Raw genomic sequence first — 19587 nt, forward strand, 5'->3', positions numbered from 1 at the left:
GTGCTTGGTCCGGCGTCCACCCTAGCACCGCGGTGCCGGGCCGATCCGCGCCGGGCCGGGTATGACGTCAGTCCAGCAGCGTCGGCTTGAGCTGCTGGAGACGGCCCAGGAGGCCGTTGACGAAGTCCGGGGAGTCGTCCGTGGACAGCTCCTTGGCGATCGTGACCGCCTCGGACACGGCCACGCGGTCCGGCACGTCGTCGTTGAAGAGCAATTCCCAGGTGCCGATCCGCAGGATGGCGCGGTCCACCGCGGGCATGCGGTCCAGGGTCCAACCCTGCGCGTAGGAGGACAGGATCTCGTCGATGCGCTCCTGCTCCGCCACCACGCCCTGGATGATCTCCACGGTGTACGGGTTGATCACCTGTTCCGTGGACGTCCGGCGGGAGCTGACGCCCGCCTCCGGGGCGGTCCCGCGCTGCTCGGCCTCGAAGAGGATGTCCAGCGCGCGCCGCCGTGCTTTGCCTCGTGCACTCACCGAAGGGGCCGTCAGTCGTTCACGCGGCCGAGGTAGTCACCCGTGCGGGTGTCCACCTTGACCTTGGTGCCCTGGTCCACGAACAGCGGGACCTGGATCTCGTAGCCGGTCTCCACGGTGGCCGGCTTGGTGCCCGCGGAGGAGCGGTCACCCTGCAGTCCCGGCTCGGTGTAGGTGATCTCCAGCACTACGGACGGCGGCATGTCCATGTACAGCGGGGTGCCCTCGTTCATGGCGATGGTGACCTTCTGGTTCTCCAGCATGAAGTGCGCGGCGTCGCCCACCACGGCCGGGAGCACCGTGATCTGGTCATAGGTGTCCAGGTCCATGAAGACGAAGTCCTCGCCGTCCTGGTACAGGTACTCGTAGTCCGAGCGGTCCACGGTGGCGGTCTCGATCTTGGCTCCGGCGTTGAAGGTCTTGTCCACGAGCTTGCCCGTGGTGATGTTCTTCATCTTGGTGCGGACGAACGCCCCGCCCTTGCCCGGCTTCACGTGCTGGAACTCGATGACGTTCCACAGGTGGCCGTCCATCTTCAGCACGGTGCCGTTTTTGATGTCATTGCTCGTTGCCACTGTCAATCTCCGTTACGTCTGGGGTCGGCCGGTCGATGGCGTCGACGCGGCGCGCGGCGAAGTCCAGTCGACCATTCTAGGGGATGGGGCTACTCCGCGATCTCCTGGTAGGTCGCGAAGAGCAGGGAGGCGTCCGGGACGTCGTACGTGGTCGGCTTGCCCAGCCCGTCCAGCAGCACGAACCGCAACTGGTCACCCCGGTTCTTCTTGTCCCGGCGGATCCCGTCCAGCAGGGCCTCCCAGCGGTCCCCCGCGTACCGGGTCGGCAGGCCCAGGGACTCGAGGATGCTGCGGTGGCGGTCCGCGGTGGCGTCGTCCAGCCGGCCCACGGACCGGGCCAGCTCGGCGGCGAAGACCAGCCCCACGGAGACGGCGGCCCCGTGGCGCCACTGGTAGCGCTCGGCGAGCTCGATGGCGTGGGCCAGGGTGTGGCCGTAGTTGAGCATCTCCCGCGGCCCTGATTCTCGCAGGTCGTCCGAGACCACGCCCGCCTTCACGGCGATCGACCGCTCGATGAGTTCGCGCAGCTGGTGCGAGTGGGGGTTCTGGGCCTGTTCCGGGGAGGACTCGATGATCCGCAGGATCTCCGGGTCCGCGATGAACCCGCACTTGACGACCTCGGCCAGCCCGGAGACCAGCTCGTTCGGCGGCAGGGTCAGCAGCGTGTCCAGGTCCGCCAGGACGCCGGCGGGCGGGTGGAAGGCCCCCACGAGGTTCTTGCCCTCGGCGGTGTTGATGCCGGTCTTGCCACCGACCGCCGCGTCCACCATGCCGAGCAGGGTGGTGGGGATGTGCACCACGCGCACCCCGCGCAGCCACGTGGCCGCCACGAAGCCGGACACGTCCGAGACCGAGCCGCCGCCCACGGAGACCACGGCGTCCGAACGCGTGAAGTCGTTCTGGCCCAGGACCTGCCAGCAGAACGCAGCCACCTGGATGTGCTTGCCCTCCTCGGCGTCCGGGATCTCGGCGGTGAGGGCCTGGTACCCGGCGGTCTCCAGGTCGGCCTTGACCACGTCACCGGTGGCGCGCAGGGCGCGGGGGTGGATCACCAGGACGCGGCGGACCGAGGGTCCCAGCATCTGCGGCAGCCGGCCCAGCAGGCCCTTGCCCACCACCACGTCGTAGCCGCCGGAGGCTCCGGCCGCCGATCCCCCGGAGGCCGGGATGACGGTGGCATCGTCGGAGACGGGTTCGGTGGACGGCACGTTCGGCTCGGTCATGGATGGACACTCCTGTGGTCTTCGGATGCGGATTCCGCCGTGTGGACCAGGCGGATGACCTGGTCTGCCAGGTCGGTGGTCTTGCGGCCGGTGGTGTCCACCGTCCACTGGGATACCTCACGGTACAAGCCGTGGCGCTCGGCGAGGATGCGGCGCCACGTGCGGCCGGGGTCCCCGGCCAGCACGGGGCGACCCGCGCCGCCGTCGAGCCGTTCCAGGGCGGCCGACTCGTCCACCGTCAGGTAGACCACGTGGGAGCCGAGCAACAGCCGGTCCCGGGTGAGGGCGCTGAGCACCGCTCCCCCGCCGAGGGACAGCACGCACGGCTCGGCGCGGGAGAGCACCTCGCCGATCACGTCCTCCTCGGCCTGGCGGAACGCCGGCTCGCCCCGGGTGGAGAAGTAGTCGGCGATCGGCCCGTGCTGGGCCACGAACAGGTCGTCGGCGTCCAGCCGCTGCAGGCCGAGCCGGCGCGCCAGGACGGTGCCGAGGGTCGACTTGCCGGAACCCATGGGTCCCACCAGCACGATCCGGCGACCGGGAGACCAACGAGGCGCGCCGCTCGTTGCGGGACTCACTGCAGCGGATCGCCCATGGGTGCATCGGCCGGCGCGGCCGCATCGGCGGGGGCTGGATCCGGCAGCGGCTCCAGCGCGGCCACGAAGGACTGCAGGTTGCGCCGGGTCTCCGCCACGGAGTCCCCGCCGAACTTCTGCAGCACGGCCTGGGCCAGCACGAGCGAGACCATGGCCTCGGCCACCACGCCGGCCGCCGGGACGGCGCAGACATCCGAGCGCTGATGGTGGGCCCTGGTGTCCTGGCCCGTGGAGGTGTCGACGGTCCGCAGCGCCCGGGGAACGGTGGCGATCGGCTTCATGCCCGCGCGGACGCGGAGCACTCCCCCGGTGCTCATCCCGCCCTCGATGCCGCCGGCGCGGTTGGAGGTGCGCACGGGGTGGCCGTCCGCGCCACGCACGATCTCGTCATGGGCCGCGGTGCCACGCCGGGCCGCGGTGGTGAAGCCGTCACCCACTTCGACCCCCTTGATGGCCTGGATGCCCATCAGTGCGCCCGAGAGCATCGAGTCCAGGCGACGGTCCCAGTGCACGTGGCTGCCCAGGCCGACGGGCACGCCGTAGGCCAGGACCTCCACCACGCCGCCGAGGGTCTCGCCCTCCTTGTGGGCGGCGTCCACCTCGGCCACCATGGCGTCCGAGGTGGACTTCTCGAAGCAGCGCAGGGGGTCGGCGTCCAGCGCGGTCACGTGCTCCGGGGTGGGCAGCGCCGCGCCCTCCGGCACGGAGACGGTGCCCACCGCGGTGGTGTGGGACACCGTGCGGATGCCCAGCTGGGCGAGGAAGGAGGAGGCCACGGTGCCGAGGGCCACCCGGGCCGCGGTCTCCCGGGCCGAGGCGCGCTCGAGCAGCGGGCGGGCCTCGTCGAAGCCGTACTTCTGCATCCCGGCCAGGTCGGCGTGGCCGGGGCGGGGACGCGTGAGGGCGGCGTTGCGGGCCACCCCCTCGAGCTCCTGGGGGTCCACAGGATCGGCCGACATGACCTTCTCCCACTTCGGCCACTCGGTGTTGGCGATCTCGATGGCCACGGGCGAGCCGATGGTCGAGCCGTGGCGGACACCGCCCACCAGTGTGACCTGGTCCTGCTCGAACTTCATCCGAGCCCCCCGGCCGTAGCCGAGGCGACGGCGCGCCAAGGCGTCCTGCACCATCGAGGTGGTCAGGGGGATGCCCGCGGGCAACCCTTCGATGATTCCAACGAGTGCGGGCCCATGAGATTCGCCCGCTGTCAACCAGCGCACCATGGACTCGATTCTCTCACGGCCCCGTGGCCGCGGGGCACAGAGTGACCGGGCCGCGTCACAACGGTGGGGGTCAGGTCACTGTGCGCCTGGAGGGTGCGGTCAGGGGCTTGAGGGAGTCAGGGGGTGCGTGGGGGGAGGTCGAGGGCGGCGGCCATGGCGGCGGTGACGGCGGCCCAGTCGGGCGCGCTGCCGGCGGGGAGGACCCGGCCGGTGAACAGCCGCACCTGCTCGACCGCCTGGTAGAGCAACATCTCCAGGCCGCTGACCACCTGGCCGCCCCGCGAGCCCCACGCGGTGGCCAGCGCCGACGGCCAGGGGTCGTAGGCGGCGTCCAGCAGCGGCGGCAGACCGCCCCCGGTCTCACCGGCCAGCCCGGCAGCCGTCGGGTCCGCGGCCCGCGGGGGCAGGGTGGCGACGACGGCGCGGAAGCCGGCGGCCGCCGTCGGGAAGTCCTGCAGCGACCGGACCCGCGCGGCCAGGCCGAAGCCGCGGGCGAGCTCGGCGTGCTCGGCCGACTTGGCCGGCGTGCGGACGAACAGGTCCACCCCGGACAGGCCCATCAGGTGGGCGGCGGCAATGGCCGCGGCGGCCGTCCCGCCACTGCCCAGGATGCCCATCCTGCCGCCGGCCTCCGACCTGTCGAAGCCCGCGAAGACGAGGGACTCGACGATCCCCTCCACGTCCGTGTTGTAGGCCGTGGTGGTACCGTCCGCCTCCCACACCACGGTGTTGAGGAACCCGAGCCGCTCGACCCGCGGGGAGAACCGGTCCACCTGGCGCATCATCGGGGACTTCAGCGGCATGGTGACGGACAGTCCCAGCCACTCGCCGGTCAGGTCCGCCATGAAGGCGGGCAGGTCCTCCGGCGTCACGTCATGGGCGTGGTAGTCCACGGCCAGTCCCAGGGTCCGGTAGGCGGCCCGGTGCAGGACCGGGGACCTCGAATGCGCGATGGGGTGCCCGAGGACACCGGCCGTCTGAATGGTCACGGTGTCCTTAGCCACAGATCTCCTGGTTCTCGGCGCAGTAGTCGCGGTACTCCTGCTGGTAGACGCGGTGCTGCTCGTAGTCCTCGGCGAACTTCGTCTGACCGGTCTCGATATTGGTGGTCACCCAGTAGTAGTAGGGGTTGTCCTCCGGATGGGCCGCCGCGTCGAGGGCTTCGGTGGACGGGGCCCCGATGGGTCCGGGCGGCAGGCCTCGGTGGGCATAGGTGTTGTACTCGTTGGAGGCATCCTGCTTGTCCTCCTCCGAGAACTGCAGCTGACGCTGGCCCAGGCCGTAGATCACCGTGGCGTCGATCTGCAGGTAGCCGCCCGTCTCGTCGTTCTCCGGGCGCAGCCGGTTCTCGATGATGCCGGCCACGATCGGGTAGTCGCCCGGCAGCGCCTCGGCCTCGAGGATGGAGGCGATGGTGACGGTGCGGAACTGCTCCTGCTCGTCCGTGATGCCCTGCTCCTCGAGCTCGGCCATGGTCGGCTCGATCATCAGGGCGAAGATCTCGGCCGGCTCGGCATCCACCGGGAAGCGGTACTCACCGGGGGCCAGGTAGCCCTCCAGGCTGGGCGCCTCGGCCGGCAGCCCGAAGTCCTCGGGGTCCGCCGCCGCGGCCTCCAGGTCCCCCACGGAGATCCCGGTGGAGTCGCTCACGGCCTGGATCGCCTCGTTCAGGCGCATGCCCCGGTTCACGGCGACGTAATGCACCTGGCCCTGGCCGTCACGCAGCAGGATGGACGCGGCGTCCGAGGCCTTCATCTGCAGCTTCAGCGGGTAGTCCCCCGCCTGGATCGAGTTCTCGGACCGGGACTGGTTCACGGCCTCGATGAACGCGCCGCTGCTGGCCACGATGTCCTCGTCCGCGAGCCGGTTGCCGATCGCGATGGCCCCCTCGCCGGCATTGACGGTGAAGGTGACGTCCTGGCCGCCGGGGCCCGGGTAGTCCTCCGCCGCCGGCGTCGGGAGGATCCCCCGGAGCGCGAAGGACAGCCCCGCCACGAGCACCACGAAGGCACCGAAGGCGGAGATCAACACGATATTGCGGCGACGGCGGCGCTTGCGGCGCGCGTCCCTCTTCGCCTGCGCGTCCGGGGAGCGGTACCGGTTGACCGTGACCGTCTGGTATCCCTTGCGCCCGGCCGGTCGGACGATGAGGGGCTCCTGCGAGACGTCGCTGTCCCCGGCCGGTTGGTAGCGGCCATCGGGCGCGGCGTCCGGGTACTCGCGGAGGTCCTCCTCCACCAGTGGCTCCGGGGCGTCCGGGGACCGCTCCGCCTCGCGGCGGCGCAGTTCGCGGCGGGTCACCGGGGTGCCCTCCTCGCGCGGTCCCTCAGGAGTCAGATCGGCCACGTGTCCCATCCTCTCCGTCGGGCGCGGGCACGGCGACGGGACGCCCGGCGTCCCGCTGGAGCGATTGTTGCATATTCAAGGCCTGCTCGAGGATCTGCACCGCGGCCACCTGGTCCACCACGGCCCGGTGAGACCGCGTGTCCCGGCCGGCCTCCCGCAGCTGGCGGTGCGCCGAGACGGTGCTGAGCCGCTCGTCCACGAGGTTCACCCGTGCACCGCTGCCGGCCGCGAGGAGCTCCGTGGCCAGCTGCTCCGCGTACTGCTCGGCGTCCTGCGTGGAGGCCGTGGAGCGCCCCTGCAGGTTGACCGGCAGCCCCACGTAGACCACCACCGCGTCCCGCTCGAGCGCCTCGCGGACGATCATGCGCCGGTCGAACCCCTTCTGGGCGTCCCGCTTCAGCGTGCGGACCGGGCTCGCCAGGATGCCGTCCGGGTCGGACGCGGCGAGGCCGACGCGGGCCTGGCCCACATCGACCCCGAGCCGGACCCCCCGTTGCAGCGGCCCGCTCACGCGCCCGCGGCCCCGGTCGCAGCCCCGACCCCTGCCGCGACGGCGCCCCGCACCGCGCTCAGGGCGTCCGCGATCCGGCCGGCGTCCTGGCCGCCGCCCTGGGCGACGTCGTCCCTGCCGCCGCCCCCGCCGCCGAGCACGCCGCAGGCGGTCTTGACGAGGGCCCCGGCCTTCAGTCCGGCGTCCCGGGCGGCCTGGTTGGTGCCGATGACCACGAGCGGCCGGCCCTTGGCCGTGCCGGCCATGGCCACGACGGCGGGGGTGCCCGCCGCGTTGCCGGAGGCGTTCTCGAGCCGGGAGCGAAGGTCCAGGACCAGGGACCGCAGCTCGTCGCCAGAGCCGACCGGGCCGGCGTCGTGGGCCAGCAGCCTGACGGTGGCCTGGGCGCCGGAGACGTCCACGGCCTGCTCCACCAGGCGGCCGGCCTCGGCCTGCAGCTGGGCGGCCCGCAGGCCGGCCAGCTCCTTCTCGACCTCCTTGAGCCGGGCCAGGGTGCCGGCCACGCGGTCCTTGACCTGGTCCGCGGGGACCTTCAGCAGGCCCGTCAGCTCGTTGACGAGTGTCCGCTCGGTGGCCAGGTGGCGGAAGGCGTCAAGGCCCACCAAGGCCTCCACGCGGCGGTTGCCGGAGCCCACCGACTGCTCTCCCAGCAGCGCCAGCGAGCCGATCTCCGCCGTGGCGCCGACGTGCGTGCCGCCGCACAGCTCACGGGACCACGCGCCGTTGACCTCGACCACGCGGACGCGGTCCCCGTACTTCTCCCCGAACAGGCTCATGGCCCCGAGGCCGCGGGCCTCCTCCAGAGACATCTCCCGGGTCAGCACGGGGTGGTTGTCCCGGATGGCCAGGTTGGAGACGTCCTCCACCTCGGACCGGGCCATCTCGCTCATGGCCTCGCCCCAGCGGAAGTCGAAGCGCAGGTAGCCCTCCTTGTTGAAGGAGCCGGACTGGGTGGCTTCCGGGCCGAGGATCTGGTGCAGGGCGGCGTGCACGAGGTGGGTGCCCGTGTGGGCCTTCTGGGCGTCCAGGCGGCGCTGCAGGTCAATGGCCCCGACGGCCTCGGCGCCGGCCGGCACCTCGCCCTCGGTGACCTTCACCCGGTGCACGCTCAGTCCCCTGACGGGGGCCTGGACGTCCATCACCTCGAGGACGAAGCCGTCCCCGGTGATGTACCCGGTGTCTGCGGCCTGGCCGCCGGACTCGGCATAGAACGGGGTGGCGTCCAGCACCAGCTCGAGCTCCTGGCCGGCGGCCGCCGAGGCCACCTGCTGCCCGCCGGACAGCAGGCCGCGGATGCGGGAGGCCGTGGTGTGCTCGGTGTACCCGGTGAAGACGGTGTCCCCTCCAGCCTGCAGCTCGCGGTAGGCCGAGGAGTCCACGTGCCCGGACTTCTTGGACTTGGCGTCCTGGCGGGCACGGGTGCGCTGCTCGGTCATGAGCTCGCGGAACCCGGCCTCGTCCACGGCCACCCCGGCCTCCTGGGCCATCTCCAGGGTGAGGTCGATGGGGAAGCCGTAGGTGTCATGCAGCTCGAAGGCGTCGGCGCCGGAGATGCCTGCCGCCGTGGCACCCGGGGACTGGGCGGCGGACTTCGCGGCCGTGACGGCCGAGTCCATCCGGGCGGTGCCGGCGGCGATGGTCCGCAGGAACGCCTTCTCCTCGTTGTAGGCCACCCGGGAGATCCGGTCGAAGTCCCGCCCGACCTCCGGGTAGGTGCCCTGCATGGCGTCACGGGAGACCGGCAGCAGCTCGGGCAGCACCGGATCGGTCACGCCCATCAGGCGCATGGCCCGCACGGCGCGGCGGATCAGGCGGCGCAGCACGTAGCCGCCGCCCTCGTTGCCGGGCACCACGCCGTCCGTGATGAGCATCAACGCGGAGCGGACATGGTCGGCCACCATGCGCAGCCGCACGTCGTCCACGTAGTGCGGGTCCGCCGGGTCCTCGGTGGAGGTGTACTCCTTGCCGGCCAGCGCGGCGGCGCGGTCCAGGACGGGGCGGACCTGATCCGTCTCGTACATGTTCTCCACGCCCTGCAGGACCATCGCCAGGCGCTCGAGGCCGAGGCCGGTGTCGATGTTCTTGTTCGCCAGCTCCCCGGCGACGTCGAAGTCCTCCTTGGTGCGGACCTCGGAGAGCTGGTACTGCATGAAGACGAGGTTCCAGATCTCCATGTACCGGGTGTCGTCCACCGCCGGTCCGCCGTCCTGGCCGTAGGCCGGGCCGCGGTCGTAGAAGATCTCGGAGCAGGGGCCGCCGGGACCGGGCTGGCCCGTGTTCCAGTAGTTGTCCGCCTTGCCCAGGCGCTGGATGCGGTCGGCGGGGACGCCCACGTCCTCGCGCCAGATGCGCGCCGCCTCGTCATCCTCCTCGTACACCGTGACCCACAGCCGCTCCGGGTCCAGCCCGTAGCCGCCCTGCTCCTGGGGCGTGGTCAGCAGCTCCCAGGCGAAGGGGATGGCCTGCTCCTTGAAGTAGTCGCCGAAGGAGAAGTTGCCGCACATCTGGAAGAACGTGCCGTGGCGGACGGTCTTGCCGACCTCCTCGATGTCCGCGGTGCGGATGCACTTCTGCACGGACGCGGCCCGCTGGTACGGCGGGGTCTCCTGGCCCAGGAAGTACGGGATGAACGGGACCATCCCGGCGATCGTGAACAGCAACGACGGGTCCGGGGAGACCAGCGAGGCCGAGGGGACGGGGGCGTGGTCCTTCTGGGCGAAGAAATCCAGCCAGCGGCTGGCGATGTCCTGCGACTTCATGGCGGTGCTACGACTGCTTTCGTGGGTCGGTGGGGGGCGTGGCGGACGTGGCGGTTCCCTGGATGGTGGTGTGGGCGGGGTCCTGGTCCTCGCCGGAGGACGGCGCACCGGAGGACCGCGGCGCGGGGTCCGCCAGCGAGGAGGAGATCGTCTTCCACGCCGGGACCTCCTCGCGCAGCTGGGACGCGAAGGACCGGGCGCTGGCGGCCAGCGCGGTGGCGGCGGCCTGGCCGGCGTTGCGGCCGATGTTCTCCGGGTTCAGGGTGTTCCGGATCGTCTCCTCGGCGCGGACGGCGGCCGCGTCCCGGCCCTTGCTGAAGACGGTGTGGCCGAGCCAGCCGACGGCGGCCCCCACTCCCACCAGCATGACGCGCTTGATCACGGCGTAGTCCTTTCGGTTCGATGCCTGGTCCACCCTACCGGGGACGCGCCCCTGGCGTGGAACGATGCGGGCTTAAACGCCGGAACCCGGCGTCCCTGTGCGGGGCGCCGGGTTCCGGAGGATGCTGCGGTGCAGCGGATCCGTCAGCGGATCAGCGGGCGTAGTACTCCACCACGAGCTGCTCCTCGCAGGTCACGGGGACCTCGGAGCGCTTCGGGCGGCGGGACAGCTTGGCCTGCAGCTTCTCGATCTCGACGTCCAGGTAGCCCGGGACGGCCGGCAGCACCTCCTGGTGAGCGCCGGTGGCGGAGATCTGGAAGGGGACCATCTTCTCCGAACGGGCGTGGACGTGGATCAGCTGGCCCTCCTTCACGCGGAAGGACGGACGGTCCACGCGGGCGCCGTCCACCATGATGTGGCGGTGGACCACCATCTGGCGGGCCTGCTGGATGGTGCGGGCGAAGCCGGCGCGCAGCACGAGGGCGTCGAGACGCATCTCGAGCAGCTCCACCAGGTTCTCACCGGTCAGGCCGGAGGTGCGCTTGGCCTCTTCGAAGTAGCGGCGCATCTGGGCCTCGCGGATGTTGTACTGGGCGCGCAGGCGCTGCTTCTCCTTCAGGCGCACCGAGTAGTCGGAGTCGGCCTTGCGACGGGCGCGGCCGTGCTGGCCGGGGCCGTACGGACGGCGCTCCATGTACTTCTCGGCCTTGGGGGTCAGGGCGATGCCGAGGGCGCGCGAGTGGCGCACGGTGCGGCGGGTACGGAGGTTGGAAGCCACGAATGGACCTTTCTTGTCAGGCGGCACGGTTCTGGTTTGTCTCCGGTCCTGGCACGGTCGTGGGGGCTCCCACGGTGTGACAAGGGTGGACCGGAACCTGGCCTCCTGCACGTCCACGAGGAGAGCTGAGGGGCATGCCGCTGCCCGTCATCGCTACAGCGCCGCACTCGAGGGACGAGGTGAAAACCGGCGACGCTTGCCAGACAGCAGACCAGTCTACCAGTTACCGGGCCTCGTCCGTGCCCTCCGGCATCGGCTGCCCGTCAGCCACCTGGGCGGCCAGGGTGATGTGGGTGGCCTCCACGAGCACGTCATAGGACTCGGCCTCCATGACCTGGATGGAGGAGAAGTCGCGGCGCCCGCGGGTGGCGGCGTGGCCCAGGGCCCCGAAGATGGCGCCCCAGACGGCGCCGAAGCCCAGCGCCATCAGCAGGATCGTCAGCCAGCCGGAGGCCGGCGCCAGGATCAGGAACAGCAGGCCGATCATCAGGCCGAACCAGAGCCCGCCCAGGGCGCCCCGCCCGGCGGCCTTGCCGGTGGTCATCCGGCCGGTGATCTGCTCCACGGACCGCAGACCGGTCCCGACGATCCGGGTCTTCTCCACTGGGAAGCCGCCGTCGGAGAGCCGGTCCACGAGCTCCTGGGCCTGCTCGTAGGAGGCCACCGTCTTGAGGATCCGGTAGTCGACCTCGGTGGTGTTCGGCACGAGGCCGCCGGCGGGGTTGTTGGCGGGGGTGGTCATGGTGCATCCTCCTGGATCGAGCGGACACGGACGGCCCCAGTCTAGTCCGCGGGGGGTTCGGTGCCCCGGATGATGGAGCGCAGGTGCTGCAGCCGCTCCCCCAGGCTGCGCTCCACGCCGTGCTGCGTGGGCCGGTAGTAGTCCTTGGTCCGGAGGGTGTCCGGCAGGTACTGCTGGCGGGCCACCCCGTGTGGGGCGTCGTGCGAGTACACGTACCCCTTGCCGTGGCCCAGCGCCGCGGCCCCCGGGTAGTGGGCGTCCCGCAGATGCGCCGGGACCTCCCCGGACAGGCCGGCGCGCACGTCCGCCACCGCGGCGTTGATGGCGGCGTAGGACGCGTTGGACTTGGGCGCGGTGGCCAGGTGGACGGTGGCCTCGGCCAGCACCAGGCGGCCCTCCGGCATGCCGATCAGCTGGACGGCCTGGGCGGCCGCCACCGCCGTCTGCAGCGCGGTCGGATCCGCCATCCCGATGTCCTCGGAGGCGGAGATGATCAGCCGGCGCGAGATGAACCGCGGGTCCTCCCCCGCCTCCAGCATCCGGGCCAGGTAGTGCAGGGACGCGTCCACGTCCGAGCCGCGGATCGACTTGATGAAGGCGCTGATGACGTCATAGTGCTGATCCCCGGCCTTGTCGTAGCGCAGCACGGCCCGGTCCATGGCCTGGGCGGCGTCCTGCAGGGTGATGGCCGGCCGGGCGTCCTCCCCGGCTGCCTCCTCGTGCCGGTCCAGGGCGACGCCGGCACTGGCCTCCAGGGTGGTCAGGCCGCGGCGGGCGTCCCCCTGGGCCATCCGCACCAGGTACTCGCGGGCCTCGTCCTGCAGGTCCACGGTGCCGTTCAGCCCCCGCTCGTCCGCCACGGCGCGGTCCAGCAGCCCGGCGATGTCCTCGTCCGTGAGGGGCTTGAGCGTGAGCATGATGGAGCGGGAGAGCAGCGGGGCGACCACCGAGAAGGAGGGGTTCTCGGTGGTGGCCGCCACGAGCACCACCCAGCGGTTCTCCACCCCGGGCAGCAGCGCGTCCTGCTGGGCCTTGTTGAACCGGTGGATCTCGTCCAGGAACAGCACCGTGGTGCGGCCGTACAGGTCACGGTCGTTCAGCGCCTGGTCCATGACCTGGCGGACGTCCTTGACGCCGGCGCTGATGGCGGACAGCTCCACGAACTTGCGGCCCGGCCCGCGCGCGATCACGGTGGCCAGGGTGGTCTTGCCGGTCCCGGGCGGCCCGTACAGGATCAACGACGACGGCCCCGCGCCTCGGGCGCCCGGCCCACCGGCCGCGCCCTCGGCCAGCTTGCGCAGCGGGGATCCCGGTTTGAGCAGGTGCTGCTGGCCCACGACCTCGTCCACCGTGCGCGGGCGCATCCGCACCGCCAAGGGGGCACTCGGGCGATCCCGGCCGCCGAAGGAGGCGCCGTCGTCGTGAGCCTCCGGTTCCCCGTCATCGGCGGCGCCGGCGCCGCCGAGCACACTGAACAAATCACTCACCGTTCCAGACTAGCCCGCGGTCCGGACCCTGATAGGCGGTGGTCCAAACTGGAGGGTATGAGAGCACTGCTGCAGCGGGCGAGGACCGCCTCCGTGACCGTGGACGGGACCGTGACCGGGCACCTCGACTCCCCCGGGCTCGTGGTGCTGCTGGGCGTGTCCGCGGAGGACACCGAGGCCGAGGCCCGCCAGCTGGCGGAGAAGACCGCGCACCTGCGGGTCCTCGAGGACGAGGCGTCGCTGGTGTCCGCCGGAGCGGGCGCCCTGGTGGTCAGCCAGTTCACCCTCTACGGGGACGTGCGCAGGGGCCGGCGCCCGTCCTGGTCGCGGTCGGCGAGAGGTGACCACGCCGAACCGCTGTACGAACTGTTCATGGCGGAGCTGGAACGGGCGGGCGTGCCCGTGGAGCGCGGGGTGTTCGGGGCGATGATGGACGTGGCCCTGGTGAACTCCGGCCCGTTCACCGTCTGGGTGGACACCGACGAGCTGAAGGGCCCGCGGCGGGGCTGAGCACCGTCACCTCACCGCTGGCGGGACGTCCAGATCCTCAGCACGACGACCTGCGCCAGCAGTCCGCCGCCCAGGGCCAGCGCCCAGCGCAGCAGGAAGTGCCAGTCGGTCGTCATGTCGATCAGCATGCTGAGCCCGAAGGTCACCACCAGGACCGGCAACAGCCGGACCGCGGTGGGCGGGACGTCCGCAGGGCGGGGCCGCCGCTCGGGCTCGGCCATCTCAGGCGCCGCTGGTCCCGGCCGCGGCGGCGTCCTGCGCGGCGGACTCCTGCGGTTCCGGCTTCGCGTCCACGCCGGCCTCCTTGCGCTGCTGCTCCGTGATGGGCGCCGGGGCGGAGGTCAGCGGGTCGTAGCCGTTGCCGGTCTTCGGGAAGGCGATGACGTCCCGGATGGAGTCGGTGCCGGCCAGCAGGGCCACGATCCGGTCCCAGCCGAAGGCGATGCCGCCGTGCGGCGGGGCGCCGTACTTGAAGCCCTCCAGCAGGAATCCGAACTTCTCCTGGGCCTCCGCCTGGGACAGGCCCATGACCTCGAAGACCCGCTCCTGCATGGCCTCCTGGTGGATACGGATGGAGCCGCCGCCCACCTCGTTGCCGTTGACCACGATGTCGTAGGCGTAGGCCAGCGCCGAGCCCGGATCCGTGTCGAAGGTGTCCGCGAACTCGGGCTTCGGGGAGGTGAAGGCGTGGTGCACGGCGGTCCAGGCGCCAGCGCCCACGGCCACGTCCCCGGAGGCCACTGCGTCAGCGGCGGGCTCGAACATGGGGGCGTCCACGATCCAGACGAAGGCCCAGTCGGCCTCGGCGGCGGGCACCTCGGGGCCGGCGTCCTTGATGAGGCCGACGCGGTGGCCGATCTCCACGCGGGCGGCGCCCAGGATGGCGCGGGAGGGGGTGGTCTCACCGGCGGCGAAGAAGATGCAGTCACCCGGGTTGGCGCCCGTGGCGGCGGCCAGGCCGGCCTTCTCCTGATCCGAGATGTTCTTGGAGACCGGGCCGGTCAGCGAGCCGTCCTCCTGGATGAGCACGTAGGCCAGGCCCTTGGCCCCGCGCTGCTTGGCCCACTCCTGCCAGGCGTCCAGGGTGCGGCGCGGCTGCGAGGCGCCGCCGGGCATCACCACGGCACCCACGTAGGGCGCCTTGAACACGCGGAACGGGGTGTCCGCGAAGTACTCGGTGAGGTCCGTCAGCTCGAGGCCGAAGCGCAGGTCCGGCTTGTCCGAGCCGTACTTGTCCATCGCCTCGCGGTAGGTCATGCGGCGGATCGGGGTCGGCACGTCCACGCCCACCAGGGACCAGACCGACTGCACGATCTTCTCGCCGAGCGCGATGACGTCGTCCTGCTCCACGAAGGAGGCCTCGATGTCCAGCTGGGTGAACTCGGGCTGCCGGTCGGCGCGGAAGTCCTCATCCCGGTAGCAGCGGGCGATCTGGAAGTACTTCTCGATGCCGCCGACCTGCAGCAGCTGCTTGAACAGCTGCGGGGACTGGGGCAGCGCGTACCAGGAGCCGGGCGCGAGGCGGGCGGGGACCAGGAAGTCGCGGGCGCCCTCCGGGGTGGAGCGGGTCAGGGTGGGGGTCTCGACCTCGATGAACCCCTCGTCATGCAGCAGGTTGCGGGCGGTCCGGTTGACCTCCGAGCGCAGGCGCATGATGCGGGCCGGCTCCGGGCGGCGCAGGTCCAGGTAGCGGTGGCGCAGCCGGGCCTCCTCGCCCACCTCCACGTGCTCGTCGATCTGGAACGGCAGCGGGGCGGCGGTGTTGAGCACCGTCACGTCCTGCGTGATCAGCTCGATCTCCCCCGAGGGCAGCCCCGGGTTCTCGTTGCCCTCCGGGCGGCGCTCCACGGTGCCGGTGACCTGCAGGACGTACTCGTTGCGCAGCGGATCGAAGTCCTTCTCATCCCGCACCACCACCTGGGCGAAGCCGGAGGCGTCGCGCAGGTCCACGAAGGCCACCCCACCGTGGTCCCGGCGCCGGGCCACCCAACCGGTGACGGTGACGGTCTGTCCGATGAGCGAGGCGTCGAGTTCGCCCAGCTGGTGGGTGCGCAGCACTGATGGTCCTTCCGGTCCCGGTCCACCGGGAGTTTCGATGAGCGTGGTAATGACATACACGTCCGGCATGGCCAGGACATTTCCCGGTCGATTCTAGTGGGTGGAGCGCATGGGCGATCACGCAGGTCTGCAACGACGGCTCGGCCTGCCCGGGGCCGTGGTCATCGGCATCGGCTCCATGGTCGGCGCCGGGGTGTTCACCGCGCTCGGGCTGGCCGCCGAGCGGGCCGGCACCCTGCTGCTGCTCGCCCTGGCCCTGGCCGGAGTGGTCGCGTGGATCAACGCCACCTCCACGGCGCAGCTGGCCGCCGTGCACCCGACCTCCGGCGGTGCCTACACCTTCGGCCGGCGGCAGCTGGGTGAGTGGGCCGGGTTCCTGGCCGGCTGGGGCTTCGTGACCGGCAAATCCGCCTCCATCGCGGCCATGGCCTACACCTTCGCGCTGTACGTGGTGCCCGCCGCCAGCTCTTCCGGCACCGACTGGACCGCGCGCTGGGTGGCGGTGGCCGCCGTCGTGCTCCTGACGGCGGTGAACCTGCTCGGCATCACCCGCACGGTCCAGGCCACCGTGGCGATCGTGGTCCCGGTGGTGCTGATCCTCGCCGCGGTGATCGTGGCCGGGTTCCTCTCCCCCGGGCTCGACGCCGGCCCGCCGACCCCGGGTGCCAGGGCGCCGGACGCGGTGGTCCCGAAGCCAGAGCAGTGGGGCGTCCTCCAGGCCGCCGGCCTGCTGTTCTTCGCCTTCGCCGGCTACGCCCGCATCGCGACCCTGGGCGAGGAGGTCCGTTCCCCGCGGCGGACCATCCCGCGGGCGGTCTTCGGGGCGCTGGCGTTCACCCTGGTGCTCTACGTGCTGCTGGCCACGGCGCTGCAGCGGATCCTCGGGGTGGACGGGCTCGCCACCTCGGCCGCGCCCGTGCGGGATGCCGTGGCGGTGCTCTTCGGAGCGGACTGGATCTGGCTCGCGGTGCTCGGTGCCGCGCTGGCCTCGCTGGGTTCGATGCTGAACCTCGTGGCGGGGCTCTCCCGCACCGGGCTGGCCATGGCCCGCGAGGGCGACCTGCCGCGGGCCCTGGCCACGGTCTCTGCGCGGACCTCGGTGCCCTGGGTCGCCCAGGTGGCCGCCGCCGCCGTGGTGGTGCTGCTGGTCCTGCTGACCGATGTGCTGACGGTGGTGGGCTTCTCCTCCTTCGGCGTGCTGGTCTACTACGCGGTGGCGAACCTGGCGGCCTTCACTCTCACCGAGCGGGTGGTGCGGGCGCCGCGCTGGCTGAACCTGGCCGGCGTCGTGCTCTGCCTGGTGCTGGCCGCCACCCTGCCGTGGGTGTCCGTGCTGGTGATGCTGGGGGTCTTCGCGGTGGGACTGGCGGGGCGGGCCATGGTGGTGTGGCGGCGGGGGCGGCGGTAGCCTGCTGCGCATGGGCATCAGGTTCGAGAACGTCGGCATCGCCGTGCGGGACCTCGAGGCGACGATCGCCTTCTTCACGGACCTCGGCCTGAGCGTGCTGGGACGGGACACCGTCAGTGGCGAGTGGGCGGACACCGCCGTGGGGCTCGACGGCAACCACGCGAAGATCGCCATGCTCCAGACGCCGGACGGCCACGGCCGGATCGAGCTCTTCGAGTACCTGCACCCCGACGCGATTGAGACGGAGCCGACGCTGCCGCACGAGATCGGCATGCACCGGGTGGCCTTCTCCGTGGACGACCTCGACGCGGCGCTGGCCGTGGCAGCGCGGCACGGCTGCCATCCGCTGCGCGGGGTGGCGACGTATGGCGACGTCTACAGGCTGACCTACGTCCGGGGCCCGAGCGGCATCATCGTGATGCTGGCGGAGGCGTTGCAGCAGGGTTGACGTTTCGACCCGGCGATCCCCTGCAAGCTTGACGGGCTGCACGGTTACCCCGGGGCTGCCTTCGATGGCCCTGATCGTCGACGACGGAGATCCACTCTCATCGATTAATTGCGGCGAGCATGAGCGCCGCCGGGGGTGATTGGTCCCGCCACGCTTCCACGCGCGTGTCAGTTGACGAACCCTCACCGGGCACTTCACCGGACGGGTCAACCGGGACGCCATGTGATCCATGCTGGCGACTTCCCAGGCCAATGGCGAGGTCTTCCGGTGGGGGTTCCACTTACGGAATGGCGAAGAGGGGTCACCGGAGCACCTCTTGAGGCACAGCTCGTTTGCATCCCCTCGTAGTAGCGTCGCGATATGAACGACAGCGACGGTCAGCCTCCTATGGTGCGGATGTTCCCGGACTACGCCGATACCGTTCTGTGGTTCGGTGAGCCCGTGCCGTACGACGAATCCGGCCTCACTGAAGGGCTGGTCCGCGAACTAGAGGATTGGGAACAGTCCTACTACGACTCACTGACGCCCGACGAAGACTGGAAGTCAGCAGAACTGGCCCGCCAGTTCACCGCGGAAGGCAACCGTCTGGCCCAACGGGTGGCAGATGAACTGGGTGACGGCTACGAAGTCCAGTTCAGCTCATACGAACCGGGTGTCCCACCGCACAGGTTCCGTGGGGCGCGCTCGGGCCTCAATCCTCGAGCCGCCGCTGCCTTCGGAGAGCTAGAAGCGGCTCTGATCGCGGAGCAGCAGAGATCCGACAATGCTGCAATTGCTCCTGACGGAGATAACTCCGAGTGGTTCGCCGTTGCGCCGTTGACGGGCGCCATCTTCAAACCACATCGGTAGACCATCCCTCTCCGGGCGAGTCTTGTTAAATGGGGGAATGGATATTCGCCCCTGCACCGACGCGGACCTGCGGGTGTTGTGCTCGCGCTGGAGGACACCCGGTGGTGTCCCCGAGGCGCACCATGCCCGCCAGCGGGACGGCCAGGCCACCTACCTGGTCGCGTGGCAGGACCAGGAGCCACTGGGCTCCGGGGTACTGCAGTGGGGCGGGTGCATCGGGTCCAACGCCCGGACCGCGTACCCCGAGGCGGTGGAACTCAATCACCTGCAGGTCCGTGACCAGTACCGCGGACAAGGAGTGGGCAGCGCCCTGATCGCCGCCGCCGAGGACCGCGCATCACAAGCCGGCCGATACCAGATAGCGGTCGGCGTCGCCGAGGACAACCCGGACGCCGAACGCCTGTACCGTCGCCTGGGCTACTGCCCCACCGGTGCCATCGACGTCAGCCAGTACGACTGGATCACCCCCGAGGGAGCGGTTCGGCATGAGACCGAACGCGATCACCTGCTGGTCAAGGACCTCGGCCCCACCCTGGAGCGAGCCCGGTAATGCTCGTCATCGAACGCGTCGTCGACCTGCTGACGAACCACTCGGTGGTCGAGGCCGACGCTGACATCCAAGAACGCGATTACTGGCTGGTCTATCTCGAGTACCGACACATCACCGCCACCCTGATCTTCAACGGCCACTACTCCACCGACGACCGCATTCAGCGCGGACGAGAGCCGGGCTCCGTTCAGGAAGGTCCCGGGCTTTGGTATGTCCCGGACGGCACGCCGGTGGAGATCGCCTCGTTCCTGACCGGTTGGATGATCGGCCGAGCCGGGGCACCCCCGGGGCCTTCTCCGGCAGCCGAGCTTTCCGGATCGACACCAGGACACCCCGAGCCTCACGAAAGTGGGAACGTTCCCCGCCCTAGCGAATGGTTCTCTCCGCCGGCATTTTTCGAAGGTCAGCACCGGGCCCGGCTGGGCCCGGACGAGTGGACCGGATGAACACCCGGTGCTCGCACCGCCAGTCCCTCCTGATGCACACAGTCGGACTCTCCCACGAGGCATGCTGTGCCGGTCGGTCAAAGAGAGTCCGTCATCCTGGGAGGCCGTCAAAGTCTCGCCCTCTACTGGCTGCGGTGGCTGAGAGCACCTCCTGTGACGTGATTCCCTCTACGAACCAGTACATACCCTGTTGACCTGCGGAACCCGGTCCCGCACCC

At 71.0% G+C, this 19587-nt stretch carries 21 protein-coding genes; 6 read left to right on the top strand and 15 right to left on the bottom strand.

Going from position 1 to position 19587, the window contains the following annotated elements; genetic code table 11:
* Nucleotides 1-67 precede the first annotated feature (67 nt).
* The 13 genes from nusB to RE421_RS11750 all read right to left on the bottom strand — a co-directional run bounded on the left by nusB (nt 68) and on the right by RE421_RS11750 (nt 13100).
* The gene (gene nusB, locus RE421_RS11690; RefSeq protein WP_309809980.1) at nt 68-478 is read right to left on the bottom strand and encodes a transcription antitermination factor NusB; all 411 of its coding nucleotides are present in this window, start codon (nt 476-478) and stop codon (nt 68-70) included.
* A gap of 11 nt (nt 479-489) precedes the next feature.
* Entirely contained in the window at nt 490-1053 is a 564-nt protein-coding gene (gene efp, locus RE421_RS11695; protein ID WP_309809982.1) for an elongation factor P, read from the bottom strand.
* An 89-nt stretch (nt 1054-1142) separates the two neighbouring features.
* Entirely contained in the window at nt 1143-2276 is a 1134-nt protein-coding gene (gene aroB / locus RE421_RS11700; protein WP_309809985.1) for a 3-dehydroquinate synthase, read from the bottom strand.
* Nucleotides 2273-2854: a shikimate kinase gene (locus RE421_RS11705; RefSeq protein ID WP_309809988.1), complete on the bottom strand. Its 582-nt coding sequence runs from the start codon at nt 2852-2854 to the stop codon at nt 2273-2275. Before RE421_RS11705 ends, aroB begins: the two co-directional genes overlap by 4 nt.
* Entirely contained in the window at nt 2851-4095 is a 1245-nt protein-coding gene (gene aroC, locus RE421_RS11710) for a chorismate synthase (protein ID WP_309809991.1), read from the bottom strand. Before aroC ends, RE421_RS11705 begins: the two co-directional genes overlap by 4 nt.
* 116 nt (nt 4096-4211) lie before the next feature.
* Nucleotides 4212-5084, bottom strand: a complete 873-nt coding sequence (locus RE421_RS11715) for a shikimate dehydrogenase (protein ID WP_309809995.1) — start codon at nt 5082-5084, stop codon at nt 4212-4214.
* A 7-nt stretch (nt 5085-5091) separates the two neighbouring features.
* Complete coding sequence (gene mltG, locus RE421_RS11720) at nt 5092-6441, bottom strand: endolytic transglycosylase MltG (protein ID WP_309809998.1); 1350 nt, start codon at nt 6439-6441, stop codon at nt 5092-5094.
* Nucleotides 6422-6952, bottom strand: a complete 531-nt coding sequence (gene ruvX / locus RE421_RS11725; protein WP_309810001.1) for a Holliday junction resolvase RuvX — start codon at nt 6950-6952, stop codon at nt 6422-6424. Before ruvX ends, mltG begins: the two co-directional genes overlap by 20 nt.
* Entirely contained in the window at nt 6949-9711 is a 2763-nt protein-coding gene (gene alaS, locus RE421_RS11730; protein ID WP_309810005.1) for an alanine--tRNA ligase, read from the bottom strand. Before alaS ends, ruvX begins: the two co-directional genes overlap by 4 nt.
* Nucleotides 9712-9718: 7 nt before the next feature.
* Nucleotides 9719-10093, bottom strand: coding sequence for a hypothetical protein (locus RE421_RS11735; RefSeq protein WP_309810007.1), 375 nt, complete (start codon nt 10091-10093; stop codon nt 9719-9721).
* A gap of 151 nt (nt 10094-10244) precedes the next feature.
* Nucleotides 10245-10871, bottom strand: coding sequence for a 30S ribosomal protein S4 (gene rpsD, locus RE421_RS11740; RefSeq protein WP_309810010.1), 627 nt, complete (start codon nt 10869-10871; stop codon nt 10245-10247).
* A gap of 223 nt (nt 10872-11094) precedes the next feature.
* Entirely contained in the window at nt 11095-11613 is a 519-nt protein-coding gene (locus tag RE421_RS11745; RefSeq protein WP_309810014.1) for a general stress protein, read from the bottom strand.
* Nucleotides 11614-11654: 41 nt separating this feature from the next.
* Entirely contained in the window at nt 11655-13100 is a 1446-nt protein-coding gene (locus RE421_RS11750) for a replication-associated recombination protein A (protein WP_309810017.1), read from the bottom strand.
* A gap of 57 nt (nt 13101-13157) precedes the next feature.
* On the opposite strand from RE421_RS11750, the gene dtd reads away from it, so the two are divergent.
* The gene (dtd, locus tag RE421_RS11755) at nt 13158-13610 is read left to right on the top strand and encodes a D-aminoacyl-tRNA deacylase (RefSeq protein ID WP_309810020.1); all 453 of its coding nucleotides are present in this window, start codon (nt 13158-13160) and stop codon (nt 13608-13610) included.
* Nucleotides 13611-13621: 11 nt separating this feature from the next.
* Here the strand turns inward: dtd and RE421_RS11760 are convergent, their stop codons facing one another.
* Nucleotides 13622-13831 carry a hypothetical protein gene (locus RE421_RS11760; RefSeq protein ID WP_309810023.1) on the bottom strand — a complete coding sequence of 70 codons (210 nt, stop codon included), beginning with the start codon at nt 13829-13831 and terminating at the stop codon, nt 13622-13624.
* Between the two features lies 1 nt (nt 13832).
* Nucleotides 13833-15668, bottom strand: coding sequence for an aspartate--tRNA ligase (aspS, locus tag RE421_RS11765; RefSeq protein ID WP_309810026.1), 1836 nt, complete (start codon nt 15666-15668; stop codon nt 13833-13835).
* A 109-nt stretch (nt 15669-15777) separates the two neighbouring features.
* Between aspS and RE421_RS11770 the strand changes: the two genes are divergently transcribed.
* From RE421_RS11770 to RE421_RS11790, 5 genes are all read left to right on the top strand, one after another.
* Nucleotides 15778-17076: an APC family permease gene (locus RE421_RS11770; protein ID WP_309810028.1), complete on the top strand. Its 1299-nt coding sequence runs from the start codon at nt 15778-15780 to the stop codon at nt 17074-17076.
* Between the two features lie 10 nt (nt 17077-17086).
* A complete protein-coding gene (locus tag RE421_RS11775) occupies nt 17087-17524 on the top strand; it encodes a VOC family protein (RefSeq protein ID WP_309810031.1) in 438 nt (145 codons plus the stop codon).
* A gap of 360 nt (nt 17525-17884) precedes the next feature.
* Entirely contained in the window at nt 17885-18373 is a 489-nt protein-coding gene (locus tag RE421_RS11780) for a hypothetical protein (RefSeq protein WP_309810033.1), read from the top strand.
* A 37-nt stretch (nt 18374-18410) separates the two neighbouring features.
* Nucleotides 18411-18923, top strand: coding sequence for a GNAT family N-acetyltransferase (locus RE421_RS11785; protein WP_309810036.1), 513 nt, complete (start codon nt 18411-18413; stop codon nt 18921-18923).
* Nucleotides 18923-19369, top strand: coding sequence for a hypothetical protein (locus tag RE421_RS11790; RefSeq protein ID WP_309810038.1), 447 nt, complete (start codon nt 18923-18925; stop codon nt 19367-19369). The genes RE421_RS11785 and RE421_RS11790 overlap by 1 nt, the downstream gene beginning before the upstream one ends.
* The last annotated feature ends 218 nt before the right edge of the window (nt 19370-19587 follow it).

Source organism: Citricoccus sp. I39-566 (assembly GCF_031432995.1).
GTDB lineage: Bacteria > Actinomycetota > Actinomycetes > Actinomycetales > Micrococcaceae > Citricoccus > Citricoccus nitrophenolicus_A.

Bases quoted from the DNA above. Each gene is read 5' to 3' on its own strand.
- RE421_RS11770 (WP_309810028.1), top strand. From the start codon at position 15,778: ATGGGCGATCACGCAGGTCTGCAACGACGGCTCGGCCTGCCCGGGGCC.
- RE421_RS11790 (WP_309810038.1), top strand. From the start codon at position 18,923: ATGCTCGTCATCGAACGCGTCGTCGACCTGCTGACGAACCACTCGGTG.
- RE421_RS11775 (WP_309810031.1), top strand. From the start codon at position 17,087: ATGGGCATCAGGTTCGAGAACGTCGGCATCGCCGTGCGGGACCTCGAG.
- RE421_RS11785 (WP_309810036.1), top strand. From the start codon at position 18,411: ATGGATATTCGCCCCTGCACCGACGCGGACCTGCGGGTGTTGTGCTCG.
- alaS (WP_309810005.1), bottom strand. From the start codon at position 9,711: ATGAAGTCGCAGGACATCGCCAGCCGCTGGCTGGATTTCTTCGCCCAG.
- aroB (WP_309809985.1), bottom strand. From the start codon at position 2,276: ATGACCGAGCCGAACGTGCCGTCCACCGAACCCGTCTCCGACGATGCC.
- aroC (WP_309809991.1), bottom strand. From the start codon at position 4,095: ATGGTGCGCTGGTTGACAGCGGGCGAATCTCATGGGCCCGCACTCGTT.
- RE421_RS11745 (WP_309810014.1), bottom strand. From the start codon at position 11,613: ATGACCACCCCCGCCAACAACCCCGCCGGCGGCCTCGTGCCGAACACC.
- dtd (WP_309810020.1), top strand. From the start codon at position 13,158: ATGAGAGCACTGCTGCAGCGGGCGAGGACCGCCTCCGTGACCGTGGAC.
- RE421_RS11760 (WP_309810023.1), bottom strand. From the start codon at position 13,831: ATGGCCGAGCCCGAGCGGCGGCCCCGCCCTGCGGACGTCCCGCCCACC.
- RE421_RS11780 (WP_309810033.1), top strand. From the start codon at position 17,885: ATGAACGACAGCGACGGTCAGCCTCCTATGGTGCGGATGTTCCCGGAC.